At 68.3% G+C, this 12725-nt stretch carries 12 protein-coding genes; 8 read left to right on the forward strand and 4 right to left on the reverse strand.

Going from position 1 to position 12725, the window contains the following annotated elements:
- Positions 1-579 (reverse strand): aminotransferase class IV (locus JHD82_RS04065; RefSeq protein WP_199135505.1); only part of this gene is annotated, 579 nt, incomplete at its 3' end.
- Positions 580-675: 96 nt separating this feature from the next.
- On the opposite strand from JHD82_RS04065, the gene JHD82_RS04070 reads away from it, so the two are divergent.
- Complete coding sequence (locus JHD82_RS04070) at positions 676-1587, forward strand: LysR substrate-binding domain-containing protein (protein WP_199135506.1); 912 nt, start codon at positions 676-678, stop codon at positions 1585-1587.
- 3 nt (positions 1588-1590) lie between these two features.
- Here the strand turns inward: JHD82_RS04070 and JHD82_RS04075 are convergent, their stop codons facing one another.
- Positions 1591-2487, reverse strand: coding sequence for a LysR family transcriptional regulator (locus tag JHD82_RS04075; protein WP_199135507.1), 897 nt, complete (start codon positions 2485-2487; stop codon positions 1591-1593).
- 94 nt (positions 2488-2581) lie between these two features.
- Here JHD82_RS04075 and JHD82_RS04080 point away from each other — a divergent pair, with 94 nt between their 5' ends.
- Positions 2582-3442, forward strand: coding sequence for a DMT family transporter (locus JHD82_RS04080; RefSeq protein WP_199135508.1), 861 nt, complete (start codon positions 2582-2584; stop codon positions 3440-3442).
- Positions 3443-3471: 29 nt separating this feature from the next.
- On the opposite strand, the gene JHD82_RS04085 is transcribed toward JHD82_RS04080, so the two are convergent.
- Complete coding sequence (locus tag JHD82_RS04085) at positions 3472-4056, reverse strand: DJ-1/PfpI family protein (protein ID WP_199135509.1); 585 nt, start codon at positions 4054-4056, stop codon at positions 3472-3474.
- A gap of 158 nt (positions 4057-4214) precedes the next feature.
- Complete coding sequence (locus JHD82_RS04090) at positions 4215-5138, reverse strand: phosphoribosylaminoimidazolesuccinocarboxamide synthase (RefSeq protein WP_088165862.1); 924 nt, start codon at positions 5136-5138, stop codon at positions 4215-4217.
- 364 nt (positions 5139-5502) lie between these two features.
- On the opposite strand from JHD82_RS04090, the gene hpf reads away from it, so the two are divergent.
- The 6 genes from hpf to JHD82_RS04120 all read left to right on the forward strand — a co-directional run bounded on the left by hpf (position 5503) and on the right by JHD82_RS04120 (position 12723).
- The gene (hpf, locus tag JHD82_RS04095; protein WP_199135510.1) at positions 5503-5862 is read left to right on the forward strand and encodes a ribosome hibernation-promoting factor, HPF/YfiA family; all 360 of its coding nucleotides are present in this window, start codon (positions 5503-5505) and stop codon (positions 5860-5862) included.
- A 155-nt stretch (positions 5863-6017) separates the two neighbouring features.
- Complete coding sequence (locus JHD82_RS04100; protein ID WP_013804474.1) at positions 6018-6491, forward strand: PTS sugar transporter subunit IIA; 474 nt, start codon at positions 6018-6020, stop codon at positions 6489-6491.
- A 40-nt stretch (positions 6492-6531) separates the two neighbouring features.
- On the forward strand, positions 6532-7488 hold the full coding sequence (gene hprK, locus JHD82_RS04105; protein ID WP_012202934.1) for an HPr(Ser) kinase/phosphatase: 957 nt from the start codon (positions 6532-6534) through the stop codon (positions 7486-7488).
- Between the two features lie 240 nt (positions 7489-7728).
- Complete coding sequence (locus JHD82_RS04110; protein ID WP_199135511.1) at positions 7729-9918, forward strand: TonB-dependent siderophore receptor; 2190 nt, start codon at positions 7729-7731, stop codon at positions 9916-9918.
- Between the two features lie 4 nt (positions 9919-9922).
- Positions 9923-11698: an enterochelin esterase domain-containing protein gene (locus tag JHD82_RS04115; RefSeq protein WP_199135512.1), complete on the forward strand. Its 1776-nt coding sequence runs from the start codon at positions 9923-9925 to the stop codon at positions 11696-11698.
- A gap of 14 nt (positions 11699-11712) precedes the next feature.
- Positions 11713-12723, forward strand: a complete 1011-nt coding sequence (locus JHD82_RS04120; protein WP_199135513.1) for a siderophore ABC transporter substrate-binding protein — start codon at positions 11713-11715, stop codon at positions 12721-12723.
- Positions 12724-12725: the final 2 nt, after the last annotated feature.

Genomic DNA, 12725 nt, shown 5'->3' on the forward strand with positions numbered 1-12725 from the left:
GCCCGGAAGCACCTGGGCGCGCGGCCAGACCACGGCGTCTCCATCCCAGAAGGCCAGGTTCCAGATGGTGGCCTCGCCAATGCGGCCGTGGCGGTCGGCGAAGGCGGCGTCGTCAAAGCCCTGGGCCACGGCGCGGCGCAGCAGATGCGTCTTGGCCACCTCGCCCACATGCTTGAGGTGGGGCAGCATGCGCTCATGCTCGAACAGCGCCAGGCTCAAGGGCCCGGCGGGGCCCGAGGCGGGTGCCGAGCTGCGCACCAGCATGCGCGGCCGCGCATCGGCGGCCGTGAATTCCCCGGCAGGCGAGTACACCGTGGCGGTCAGCGACACATCCTGCGGGCCGTCGGCAAGCGCCGCCCGCAGCTGTGCCTGGACATGGTCATCGGACAAGGCCTGGCCGTACAGCTCCAGCGAGGCCTGGCGCAGGCGCTGCAGATGCAGGTCCAGCCCGCGCAGCCGGCCGCCGCGCACCTGCATGGCCGTGAAATGGGCATGGCCGGCAAAGGCCAGGGCGGCGAGTTCGGCCGCCGTAGCGGGCCGCCCATCGATAAGGCTGGTGAAGAAAGAGGCGGTTTCCATGGGTTCATCCATCAAGTTTTCTTGATTGTTCGATGGCGGTCCCAAAAGAGGAAGCAAGTAGTATTCGGCGCTTCATCAAGAAAAATTTGAAGATCCATGCGCCAGCTTCCACCCGGCACGCGCGCCCTGCGCAGCTTCGAGGCTGCAGGGCGCCACCTGAACTTCACGCGCGCGGCCGACGAACTGGGGCTGACCCCGGCGGCGGTCAGCCACCAGATCAAGGAGATGGAGGAACAGCTGGGCCTCGTCCTCTTCACGCGCAACAGCCGCAGCATGCAGCTCACGCCCGCAGGCAGCGTGCTGCTGGAGGCCACGGCCGAGGCGCTGGGCCTGCTGCGGCGCGCCACGGGCCGGGCGCGCCAGCTGGCCCGGGGCGAGACGCGGCTGCGCCTGTCGCTGGGCGCGCGCTTTGCCACGCAGTGGCTGCTGCCCCGGCTGCCGCGCTTTCGCGCTGCGCATCCGCAGATCGAACTGAGCTTCGACATCTGCGACGAGGTGCGCGACTTCGACGCCGATGACATCGACGCCGCCATCCGCTTCGGCACCGGCCGTGATCCGCACACCCTGGCGGTGCGCCTGTTCGATGCCAGGGTGATCCCCGTCTGCAGCCCGGCCCTGCTGCAGTCCGGCCCGCCGCTGGCCCGGCCCGTTGACCTGCTGGCGCACACGCTGTGCCATGTCGATTGCAGGGTGGACGGCCAGGTCTGGCCGAACTGGCCGATGTGGATGGCGGCGGCCGGCGTGGAGGGCCTGGACGTAGGCCGCTGCATCGCCTTCACCGACTCCAGCCACGTGGTGCAGGCCGTGCTGGACGGCGGCGCCGTGGGCCTGGTCGAGCAGGACCTGGTGGCCGAAGACCTGGCCCGTGGCCGCCTGGTGCGCCTGTTCGACATCGCCGTGGGCCTGGGCCCGGCCTACGCCTACCATCTGCTCTACCCCCAACGCAGCCAGGGCCAGCCGGCCATCGAGGCGCTGCATGCGTGGGTGCTGCGGGAGGCCGGGCTGTAGCGCTTACTGCCGTACGGGGTCGGCAAATCGCATCAACCCGCGCACCACGGCCTGCACGGCCGGGTCTTGTTGCGCGGCGCTGCGGCAGGCCAGTCCCAGCGGGCGTGTCAGGGCGGGGCTGAGTCCGCGCTGCTGCAGCGTGCGGCTGACGGCGTCCATGGGCTCCTCGCGCGGCAGGACGGTGGGGCCGTGGCCTGCGGCGACCAGGGCGCGTATGCCCTCGGGAAAGCTCATTTCCATGCGCGGCTGGGGAAGCAGGCCGGCCTGGGCGAACCATTGGGACAGCAGGCGGTGCATCTGGGTGCCGGCGGCAAAGCCTATCCAGGGCTGGGCGTTGAGCCATTCGGGCGTGATCTGGTCGGGCAGCGGCATCTGCGGCGGGGCAAACAGCTCCATGGGGTCGTTGCGCCAGGCGCGCATTTCCAGGCCGGAAGGCACGGGCTGGGGCAGCCCGACCAGGGCCAGGTCCAGGTGGCCAGTCGCCAGGCGCTGCATGGCCTGGGCGGAACTCACGACTTCCAGGCGCAGTTCCACGCCGGGCGCGTGCTCGGCCAGCCATTGCAGCAGTTCGGGCAAAAGCAAGGGGCTGACGCCGGCCGAGACGCCTATGCGCACGCTGGCGCCAAAGCCCTCGGCACGCTTGCGGACCTGGCGCAGCAGGGATTCGCTATCGGCCAGCAGGCGGCGTCCGCCTTCGGCCAGCAGAGCGCCTGCGGGCGTCAGCTGCGCCTGGCGCTTGCCGCGCACCAGCAGCGGTGTGTCCAGGCGCGCTTCCAGCTCCTGGATGTGCAGGCTGACGGCGGGCGGCGACAGGTGAAGGGCCTGGGCGGCGGCAGCCAGCGTGCCCAGGTCGGCCACGGCCACCAGGGTCTGGAGCTGGTCAAGGTTCAGGCGTCGCATCAGGTTTCCTGAAGATGAGGTTCCGAAGATTCGACTTTATCTAATCTGGGTGTGAATCCATCATCCCGTCCCGTATCAAGAACGAGGCCATGGAATGGAATTGAGCAATGCGGTGCTGGCCGCGGCCCTGGGGGCCGCGCTGATGAATGCGGGATGGAACAGCGCCATCAAGCTGGGCGGCGACAAGATGGTCGCCATGGCGCTGACCACGGGGCTGGCCAGCCTGTGGTCGCTGCTGGTGCTGCCCTGGCTGGACTGGCGCGCGGCGGGGTTGTGGGACGCATCGGTGTGGTGGTGGCTGGCGGCCTCGGTGGCCGTGCACACCGTCTACCACTTCGTGCTGCCGCGCGCCTACCAGCATGGCGAGTTCGGCGTGGTCTACCCGGTGGCGCGGGGCAGTGCGCCACTGTTCGTCACGCTGGGCGCGGCGCTGCTGGCCGGTGAGTGGCCGGGCGCGGCCGGGCTGGCCGGCGTGCTGTGCCTGTCGCTGGGCGTGCTGGCGCTGTCGGTGCGCAGCGGCGCGGCCAGCGGTTATGGCGGCAGCGGCTATGCGCTGGCCACGGGCGCCATGATTGCCTGCTACACGGTCATCGACGGGCTGGGTGCGCGCGCATCCGGCTCCGCGCTGCTCTATGCGGCCCTGCTCACGCTGGGCGATGGCCTGGCCACGGTGCTGATCGTCGCCTGGCGGCGCGGCCCCGCCGTGCTGCGTGCCGATGCACGCACCTGGCGCCTGTGCGCCCTGGCCGCCGCCATGCAGCTGAGTGCCAGCTGGATGGCGACCTGGGCGCTGTCGCAGGCGCCCATGGGGCTGGTGTCTGCGCTGCGTGAAAGCAGCGTGCTGTTTGCGGGCTGGATTGCCGCCTGGCTGATGCGCGAGCGCCTGGGCCGCGTGCGCATGCTGGCCTCGGCCCTGGTGTTCGGCGGCATCGTGCTGGTGCGCTGGGGCGGTTGAGCCGCCCGGCGCCAACGGCCGCTGCGTGCTCAGCCGTGGCTGATGCGCGTGCCCAGGAGCGTCAGGAACTGGGCGATCCAGGCCGGGTGTGCGGGCCAGGCGGGGGCGCTGACCAGGTTGCCTTCGGTATGCGCCTGGTCCACGCCGATGTCGGCGTAGGTGCCGCCGGCCAGCTCGACCTCGGCACTGCAGGCCGGGTAGGCCGAGCAGGTGCGGCCCTTGAGCACGCCGGCTCCGGCCAGCAGCTGGGCGCCATGGCAGACGGCGGCCACGGGCTTGTTGTTGTCGAAGAAGTGGCGCACGGCGGCGCGCACGGCGTCGTAGTTGCGAAGGTACTCGGGGCCGCGTCCGCCGGGGATCACCAGGGCGTCGTACTGCTCGGGCTTGATGTCGGCGAAGCTGGCGTTGAGCGTGAAGTTGTGGCCGGGTTTTTCGCTGTAGGTCTGCGCGCCCTCGAAATCATGGATGGCCGTCTTGATGTGTTCCCCGGCCTTCTTGTCGGGGCAGACCGCATGCACCGTGTGTCCCACGGCCTGCAGGGCCTGGAAGGGGACCATGGTTTCGTAGTCCTCGCAGTAGTCGCCGCAGATCATCAGAATCTTCTTGCCAGCCATGTGCTTGCTCCTTCAGAAAAAGTCAGAGGAAGCGAGCATTGTGGCAGCGTCGGTGACGCAGGCATGACCGGCTGCAAAAACGCAGGCCCGCAACGAAAAAGAGAGCCGAAGCTCTCTTTTGCGGGGAAAGGCGCGCGGGGCCGGGCTATGGCGGGCCGTCAGGCCGTCAGGCGCTGCAGGGCTTCGCGGTACTTGGCGGCCGTCTTCTCGGTCACTTCCTGGGGCAGGCGCGGGGCCGGGGCGCTCTTGTCCCAGGGCTTGCCGTTGACCTGGGCCTGCTCCAGCCAGTCGCGCACGAACTGCTTGTCATAGCTGGGCGGGTTCTCGCCATTGGCCAGGGCCTGGGCATAGCCTTCCACGGGCCAGTAGCGCGAGCTGTCGGGCGTGAGGACTTCGTCCATCAGCACGAGTTCGCCGTTCTCGTCCAGGCCGAATTCGAACTTGGTGTCGGCAATGATCATGCCCTTTTCGAGGGCGATGGCGGCGGCTTCCTTGTAGATGCGGATGGCCGTATCGCGGATCTGGGAGGCCAGCTTCTCGCCGACCATCTCCACCGTGCGCTCGTAGGTGATGTTCTCGTCATGGTCGCCCATCTCGGCCTTGGCGGCCGGGGTGTAGATGGGCTCGGGCAGCTTGGCGGCGTTGGTCAGGCCTTCGGGCAGGGGCACGCCGCAGACCGAGCGCGATTCCTGGTATTCCTTCCAGCCGCTGCCGGCCAGGTAGCCGCGCACCACGGCCTCGATCAGCACGGGCTTGAGGCGCTTGACCAGCATGGAGCGGCCCGTGACCTGGGGCACTTCGGCGGGCGTGACCACGGACTCGGGCGCTTCGCCGGTCAAGTGGTTGGGGCAGATGTGGCCGAGCTTGTCGAACCAGAACAGCGCCATTTGCGTCAGCAGCTCGCCCTTGCCGGGGATGGGCTCGCCCATGATCACGTCGAAGGCCGACAGGCGGTCCGAGGCCACCATCAGGATGCGGTCATCGCCCACGGCATAGTTGTCGCGCACCTTGCCGCGCGCGAGCAGCGGCAGCGAGGCAATGTTGGAAGTGTGCAGGGCGGAGGGGCGGGACTGGGTGGTCATGTGAGGCAAGGGGCAATCTGGCAAAGAGGCTGCAGCGGCCGGATGGCTGCAAGCGGCACGCGCAGGAGCGCGATTCTAACCAACGGCGCCTCACGGTGACGGGCGGCCCTTGGCAAGCCCCACCCCAGGGGCGCAGCCTGGCAAACCCGCCGATTGTGCGCCCAATTGCATGGCGCGCAAAACCCGCCTCCAAGGCCCTGCACCGTCCTGCGCTATCGGCTTGCGGCGTTGCTTTTGGGCAGACCCCGGCGCATAGTGGATTCGCAAGCAAACGAATGCGCATTCCGGCCTGCAAGCACCTGTCCCTGCGGATCGTCTCCCGGTGGACCGGGCTGTTTTCATCCAGAGCAAGGAGTGTTTAGATATGAATCTGACGATTAGTGGGCATCACCTGGAGGTCACTCCCTCGCTGCGCAGTTACGTCATGGCCAAGCTCGAACGCATTCTTCGACACTTTGACCAGGTGGTGGATGTAAAGGTCTTGCTGACCGTTCATAACCAAAAGGAGAAGGAAAAGCGCCAACGTGCCGGTTGCACGCTGCGCGTCAAGGGCCAGGATCTTTTTGTCGGGACCTCTCACTTCGATCTCTACGCCGCCGTCGATGCGCTGGCTGACAAGCTGGACCGCGTGGTGGTGCGCTACAAGACCCGCCAGCAGGGCAGCCGCTATGGTTCGGCCAAGCGACTCGATGATGCTGGGCTGACCTTGGCGTCAGTCGGGTGACAGGTAAGGCGCCAGCCCTGTGCGGGCGCTTACAATACCTGCGCTTATGTGGCTGATGAGCCACGCACGACCACCGCCCTTCGGGGCGGTTTTTGATGGGGGTCAGGGTTTCCCCACGGTTTCCGGCACTGCGGTGCATAATTGTTTCCCGAACCATGAACCGTCTTGCCTCCATCCTGCCCGCCGCTCAAGTGCTCGTGAGCGTCGACGTCACCAGCAAAAAGCGCGCTTTCGAAGAAGCAGGTCTGCTCTTCGAGAGCCTGCATGGCCTGTCCCGCGCACTCATCACCGACAGCCTGTTTGCACGCGAACGCCTGGGCTCGACGGGGCTTGGCCACGGCGTGGCCATTCCCCATGGGCGCATCAAGGGCCTGACCGCTCCCATGGCGGCTGTGTTCCAACTGGACAATCCCATTGGTTTCGATGCCCCCGATGAGCAGCCCGTGGGCCTGCTGATCTTTCTGCTGGTGCCCGAAGCGGCCACTCAGAAGCATCTGGAAATCCTGTCCGAAATCGCCGAGCTTCTCAGCGACAGCCAGCTGCGCGAGCGCCTGAAGTCCTGCGCCGATGCGGCCCGGCTGCATGGAATGATTGCCGGCTGGCAGTCCTCCGCTGCGCCCCTGGTCTAGTCTTCCAGACTTTTTCCTTCCCCTTTTCACGGGCCTTGCCATGAGACCCAGTGCCATCAGCGCCGATGTCCTGTTCGAGGAGTTCCGCTCCAGCCTGCGCTGGGAGTGGGTGGCGGGCCTGGGAGCTTCGGAGCGCCGTTTCGACGAGATGGCCGTGCGCTCGGCGCGCTCCGGCGCGGACCTCGTCGGCTACCTGAACTACATCCATCCCTACCGGCTGCAGGTGCTGGGCGAGCGCGAGATCGCCTATCTGAGCAATGCCACGCCGCAGGATTGCCAGCGCCGCGTGGCACGCATCGTCACGCTGGAGCCGCCCGTGCTGGTGCTGGCCGACGGGCAGACGGCGCCCGAGGCGCTGCTGTCCATGTGCGAGCGCGCCCACATTCCCATGTTCTCCACGCGCGAGCAGTCGGCCTTCGTGATCGATGTGCTGCGCGCCTACCTGGCCAAGCATTTCGCCGACCGCACCACCATGCACGGCGTGTTCATGGACATCCTGGGCATGGGGGTGCTGATCACGGGCGAGTCGGGCCTGGGCAAGAGCGAGCTGGGGCTGGAACTGGTGACGCGCGGCAACGGCCTGGTGGCCGACGATGCCGTGGACCTGTATCGCATCAACCAGACCACGATCGAGGGCAAGTGCCCCGAGCTGCTGCAGAACCTGCTGGAGGTGCGCGGCATCGGCCTGCTGGACATCCGCGCCATCTTTGGCGAGACGGCCGTGCGCCGCAAGATGCGCCTCAAGCTCATCGTGCACCTGGTGCGCAAGGAAACCATGGAGCGCGAGTACGAGCGCCTGCCGGCCGAGCCGCTGACGCAGGATGTGCTCGGCGTGCCCGTGCGCAAGGTGGTGATCCAGGTGGTGGCGGGCCGCAACATCGCCGTGCTGGTCGAGGCCGCCGTGCGCAATGCCATCTTGCAGCTGCGCGGCATCGACACCTACCAGGAATTCGTGCAGCGCCACCGCCGCGCCATGGAGCGCGGCGACACCTTCTAGCGACCTCTGGCGTCGCCGAGGCCGGGCCGCCTGTTGCCTGGCCCCCACTGTTTTCAACGCGATTGTTTGCTGGCCGTGCGCCCATGTTTGCGCGCGGTGCGTTGTTGCTGCTTTCTTAATAAGAATAATTCTCATTTTCTATAATTCGGGCAGATGCCGTATCCGGCCTGTGTCCGAGTGTGTCCGAGTGGCTCCGGGCTGGATGCGGCGCATTTCCTTCCGTCTCGAAAGCCCTCCCGGATGTCTTCCCGTACCCGCATCGGCCTGCCGCGCGCAGGCGCCGTCAGCCCCTTCACCCCTGTTTGCCCCCCTGTTTGCACGCTCCACCGCCTGGGCACCATCGCCCGTGTCTGCGCCATGGTGGCCGCCGCGGCGCTGCCCGCGGGCGCCTGGGCCGCTGACGCCGAGCTGGGCGAGGTCACGGTGCGGGGCACCACCGATCCCCAGACCCTTCCCACGGTGGCCCCGGGCGGCCAGGTGGCCAAGGGTGCGGGCCTGGGCGTGCTGGGCCAGCGCGATGTGATGGACACGCCGTTCAACATCACCTCCTACACGGCCGAAGGCATTGCCAACCAGAACGCGGCCACGCTGATGTCGGTGCTGGAAAACGATCCTTCGGTGCGCTTCACCACCAACACCGGCCATGCCTACGAGAACTTCACCATCCGAGGCCTGGGGGTGAATGCCTCGGAGCTGGGCTTCAACGGCCTGTATGGCCTGGCGCCCGACGGCCACGTGCCCGTCGAGATGATCGAGCGCGTGGAGGTGCTCAAGGGCCCCGGTGCGCTGATGAGCGGCATGACGCCCGGCGGCGCCGTGGGCGGCACCATCAACCTGGTGACCAAGCGCCCGCTGGCCCAGGATCTCACGCGCGTGACCACCATGTTCAGCAGCGGCTCGCAGCTGGGCCTGCAGGCCGATGTCTCGCGCCGCTTCGGCCCCGAGCGCCGCCTGGGCATACGCGTCAACGGCAGCACCTCGAGCGGCGACACCGAGATCGACGGCCAGAACCGCCGCCATGGCCTGGGCGCGCTGGCGCTGGACTACCAGGGCGACGGTTTCACGCTGGGGCTGGATGCCTACAGCTACCGCTCCACCATCCGCGATGGCAGCCCGATGATGGTCAGCATGCAGAACCTCAAGCAGGTCATCGCGGCGCCCGACGCCACGACCAACCTGTTTCCCGGCATACACGCCAAGCAGCAAAGCGATGCGCTGATGCTGCGCGGCTCGGTGGACCTGGGCGCGGACTGGACGCTGTTCGGCTCCGCAGGCACGGCGCAGCATGCCTACGACGGCATGCTCAACGGCACGCGCGTGGTGCTGCGCGCCCAGGGCGACGGCTCGGCCGTGGGCCAGACCTACAACCAGTACGGCTATACCGACAGCACCGCGGCCGAGTTCGGCGTGCGCGGGCGCCTGCGCACGGGCGGCGTGAACCACCTGCTGGTGGCCTCCCTGAACTGGATGAACCAGAAGGGCGGACGCGCGGCCGTGGCCACCAGCGCCAGCTACATCACCAACATCTACAACCCCGCGCCCATCACGCTGGCCGGCCCCTACGGCGCCATCAAGCAGGAGCGCGACGATGTGCTCAGCAGCCTGGCCCTGGCCGACACGCTGAGCTGGGGGGGCGATGCCGTGCAACTGACCGTGGGCGCACGCCTGCAGCGCGTGAACCAGAAGATGGCGGGCTACAACGAGCAGGCCGTCTCGCCCGCGCTGGGCCTGGTGGTCAAGCCCTGGGGCGATGCGGTCTCGCTGTACGCCAACCATGTGCAGGGCCTGAGCGCGGGCTCCATCGTCGGCGCCACCTATGCCAATGCCGGCGAAGTGTTCGCGCCCTACAAGACCAAGCAGTTCGAGATCGGCGCCAAGTGGCGCACGGGTGATTTCACGCAGACGGTCTCGCTGTTCCAGATCGAGCGGCCCTCGTCCGTGGTGGAGACCGCGACCAACCGCCTGCTGATGGATGGCGAGCAGCGCAACCGGGGCCTGGAGTGGAATGTGTTCGGCGAGCCGCTGCGCGGCACGCGCGTGCTGGGCGGCCTGGCCTACACCCAGGCCATCCAGAGCAAGACTCAGGGCGGCGCGCGCGATGGCTTCGGCGTCTACGGCGTGCCGCGCTGGACGGCCAACCTGGGCGGCGAATGGGACGTGCCCGCGCTCCCGGGCGCCACGCTCACCGGTCGCCTGATCTACACGGGCGCCCAGTGGGTGAATTCGGCCAACACGCTGAAGATGCCCAGCTGGACCCGCGTGGACGTGGGCGCGCGCTATGCCACCCGCATCGCGGCCAAACCCGTCACCTTCCGCGCCACGGTGGAGAACCTGTTCGACAAGTCCTACTGGGCCGGCAGCTTCAACGACAACTTCGCCACCACGGGCGGCCCGCGCACGGTGCGTGTCTCGGCCACGGTGGACTTCTGACGCCATGGCGCAAGCTGCACGACAAGGCCTGTGCGTGGCCGCCTCGCTGCTGTGCCTGTTGGGCGCAGCCGTCCATGCCGGTGAAGACATGGCGGCAGCCGCATCGCGGCAGGCCCTGGCCGCACGGCCGGGCACGCTGGCGCCGGGCCAGGCGGCCACAGGGGTCCTGGCTGCCGGTGGGCGCGAGTCCTGGCGCGTCGATCTGCCAGCCGGCCACGTGGTCCAGGGTGAATTCGAAGGGCAGGGCGTGGCCCTGGACCTGGAGGATGCCCAGGGCCGGCACCTGCGCCGCCTGGCGCGGCCCGATGGCGGCGCGCAGTCGCTGATGTGGGTCACGGAGGGAGCCGGCAGGCAAAGGCTGGTGGCGCGCCACATCGCAACGGACGCGCTGATGGCCGGCGAGGTGAAATCCGCAGCCGGCCGCTTTGCGCTGCGTTTGACCTCCAGTCTTGCGCCGTTGGGCGCCAAGGCTGTGCAGGCCCTGGAGCGGCCTGCGCTGGAAAGCCCACGCCTGCAGGCCCTGGCCCAGGCCATCCAGCGCGGCGCGGGTTCGGGCGTGGCGGCAGAAGCCTTCTGGCGGCGCGTGCAGGAGGAGGGCACGCCGATGGTGGAGCCGCTGCCCGGCGGCCAGTCCCTGGTCACCTTCCTGTGGCGTGGCCAGCCGCGCGCCGGCATGCAGGGGGTTCGCCTGTTCGGCAGCCCGGCCGGCAATCACGATCCCTTGCAGCACCTCGACGGCAGCGATGTCTGGTGGGCCAGCTTCCGCATGGCCGACAACGCGCGGCTCAGTTACCGCCTGGCGCCCGATGTGCCGCTGATCGCAGGCTCGGCCATGGAGCAGCGCCGCGCCCTGCTGGCCACGGCGCAGCGCGATCCGCTCAATCCCAAGGTGTTTCCGCAGCCGCCAAAGTCGCCTCAGGGCGGCTTCATCGACGCCTTCCAGGGCGCCTCCGTGCTGGAGCTGCCCAAGGCTCCGCCCCAGCCCTGGGTGGCGCCGCGCGCGGGCGTGGCCCAGGGGGCTCTGGTGCAGCACCGCCTGTCCAGCCGCGTGCTGGGCAACAGCCGTGATGTCTGGACCTACCGCCCGGCGGGCGGCCAGGCGCCCGAGGCGCTTCTGGTGCTGTTCGACGGCAACGCCTATGCGAAGCAGGTGTCCACGCCCACCCTTATCGACAACCTCATGGCCGACGGCCTGATCCCGCCCACGGCCGTGGTGCTGGTGGACAACGCCAGCCCGCAGGCGCGCGGCAAGGAGTTGCCGCCCAACACTGCCTTCGCACGCTTTCTGGATGAGGAACTGATGCCCTGGGTGGGTGAACAGGGCCTGGGCCAGCCGGCGGCGCGCACGGTGATCGGTGGCTCCAGCTTTGGCGGCCTGGCCTCGGCCTATGCGGGTCTGGTCAATGCGCGCTGGTTCGGCAACGTGCTGAGCATGTCGGGATCGTTCTGGTGGTCGCCGGCCGGCGAGGTGCCGGGCTGGGTGCAGCGCCGCTATGCCCAGGAGCCACGCCAGCCCGTGCGCTTTTATCTGGATGCGGGCCGCTACGAGCGCGCACGCGGCGGGCAGGACGGCATCCTGGAAACCAACCGCCACCTGGCCGATGTGCTGCGCGCCAGGGGCTACGAGGTCACCCAGGCCGAGCACGAGACCAGCCATGACTACCTGCAGTGGCAGGGCTCGCTGGCCTGCGGCCTGGTGGCCCTGCTCAACCCTGGGCGCTTTGCCCAGGGCCTGCCGGCCTGCGAGCGCATGCCCGACGGCACGTCGGCACTTCCCTGATGTCGCAAAGGCCAATGTTTGAACTTCCTGTCAATACAGCAATCACTGTAAAGATGAACACCATGAATGCAAATCATTCCCGTCGCCGGATCCTGGCGAAGATGGGCCAGGGCCTGGGCGTGCTGGTCACGCTGCCGCTGGCGGCGCAGATGTCCCATGCCCAGACGGCAGCGGCTGGCAAGACCGTGACCGTGCCGCATGCCAAGGGCGAGGTCCAGGTGCCCTTCAAGCCCGTGCGCGTGCTGGTGTTCGAGCTGGCGGCGCTGGACACGCTGCAGGCGCTGGGCGGCGAGGTGCGGGGAGTGCCCGAGTTCAAGATGCCGCCGCTGCTGGCCCGCTATGCCGATGCGAAATACGCACGCATCGGCAGCCTGTTCGAGCCTGACTACGAATCCATCAAGGCGCTGTCGCCCGACCTCATCATCGTGGGCGGCCGCTCCGAGGCCAAGTACAAGGAGCTGTCGCGCTTCGCCCCCGTGCTGGACCTCAGTGTCAGCGACCAGCACCAGATGGCCGACATCTACCGCAACATCCGCACGCTGGGCGCCGTCTACGGCCTGCAGGACAAGGCCGAGGCCGAGGTCCGGGCCGTTGAGCAGGCCATCGCCGCGCTGCATGGCAAGGCGCAGAACGCGGGCAAGGGGCTGGTGCTGCTGACCTCGGGCGGCAAGCTCAGTGCCTACGGTCCGGGCTCGCGCTTCGGCATGCTGCACGATGTGTTCGGCGTGAAGCCGGCCATCGACAACCTCACGGTGGCGCGCCATGGGCAGGTGGTCTCCTTCGAGTTCCTGCTCAAGACCAATCCCGACTGGCTGTTCGTCATCGACCGCGACGTGGCCATCGGCCAGGATGGCAAGACCGCCCAGCAACTGCTGGACAACCCGCTGGTGCGTGCCACCAAGGCCTGGCGCGGCAAGCAGGTGGTCTATCTGAACGCAGCCAACTGGTACACCCTGTCCAACGCCGGGCCGGGCGCGCTGAAGGCCAATATCCAGCAACTGTCGGATGCCTTTGCCCGCGCATGACC

Source organism: Delftia sp. ASV31, from assembly GCF_016428765.1.
Taxonomy (GTDB): Bacteria; Pseudomonadota; Gammaproteobacteria; order Burkholderiales; family Burkholderiaceae_C; genus Comamonas; species Comamonas acidovorans.

What these genes read in the sequence shown, in the direction of transcription:
- JHD82_RS04075 (WP_199135507.1), bottom strand. Translation starts at nt 2,487, where the DNA reads ATGCGACGCCTGAACCTTGACCAGCTCCAGACCCTGGTGGCCGTGGCC.
- hprK (WP_012202934.1), top strand. Translation starts at nt 6,532, where the DNA reads ATGAGACCCAGTGCCATCAGCGCCGATGTCCTGTTCGAGGAGTTCCGC.
- hpf (WP_199135510.1), top strand. Translation starts at nt 5,503, where the DNA reads ATGAATCTGACGATTAGTGGGCATCACCTGGAGGTCACTCCCTCGCTG.
- JHD82_RS04070 (WP_199135506.1), top strand. Translation starts at nt 676, where the DNA reads ATGCGCCAGCTTCCACCCGGCACGCGCGCCCTGCGCAGCTTCGAGGCT.
- JHD82_RS04090 (WP_088165862.1), bottom strand. Translation starts at nt 5,138, where the DNA reads ATGACCACCCAGTCCCGCCCCTCCGCCCTGCACACTTCCAACATTGCC.
- JHD82_RS04110 (WP_199135511.1), top strand. Translation starts at nt 7,729, where the DNA reads ATGTCTTCCCGTACCCGCATCGGCCTGCCGCGCGCAGGCGCCGTCAGC.
- JHD82_RS04120 (WP_199135513.1), top strand. Translation starts at nt 11,713, where the DNA reads ATGTTTGAACTTCCTGTCAATACAGCAATCACTGTAAAGATGAACACC.
- JHD82_RS04080 (WP_199135508.1), top strand. Translation starts at nt 2,582, where the DNA reads ATGGAATTGAGCAATGCGGTGCTGGCCGCGGCCCTGGGGGCCGCGCTG.
- JHD82_RS04100 (WP_013804474.1), top strand. Translation starts at nt 6,018, where the DNA reads ATGAACCGTCTTGCCTCCATCCTGCCCGCCGCTCAAGTGCTCGTGAGC.
- JHD82_RS04115 (WP_199135512.1), top strand. Translation starts at nt 9,923, where the DNA reads ATGGCGCAAGCTGCACGACAAGGCCTGTGCGTGGCCGCCTCGCTGCTG.
- JHD82_RS04085 (WP_199135509.1), bottom strand. Translation starts at nt 4,056, where the DNA reads ATGGCTGGCAAGAAGATTCTGATGATCTGCGGCGACTACTGCGAGGAC.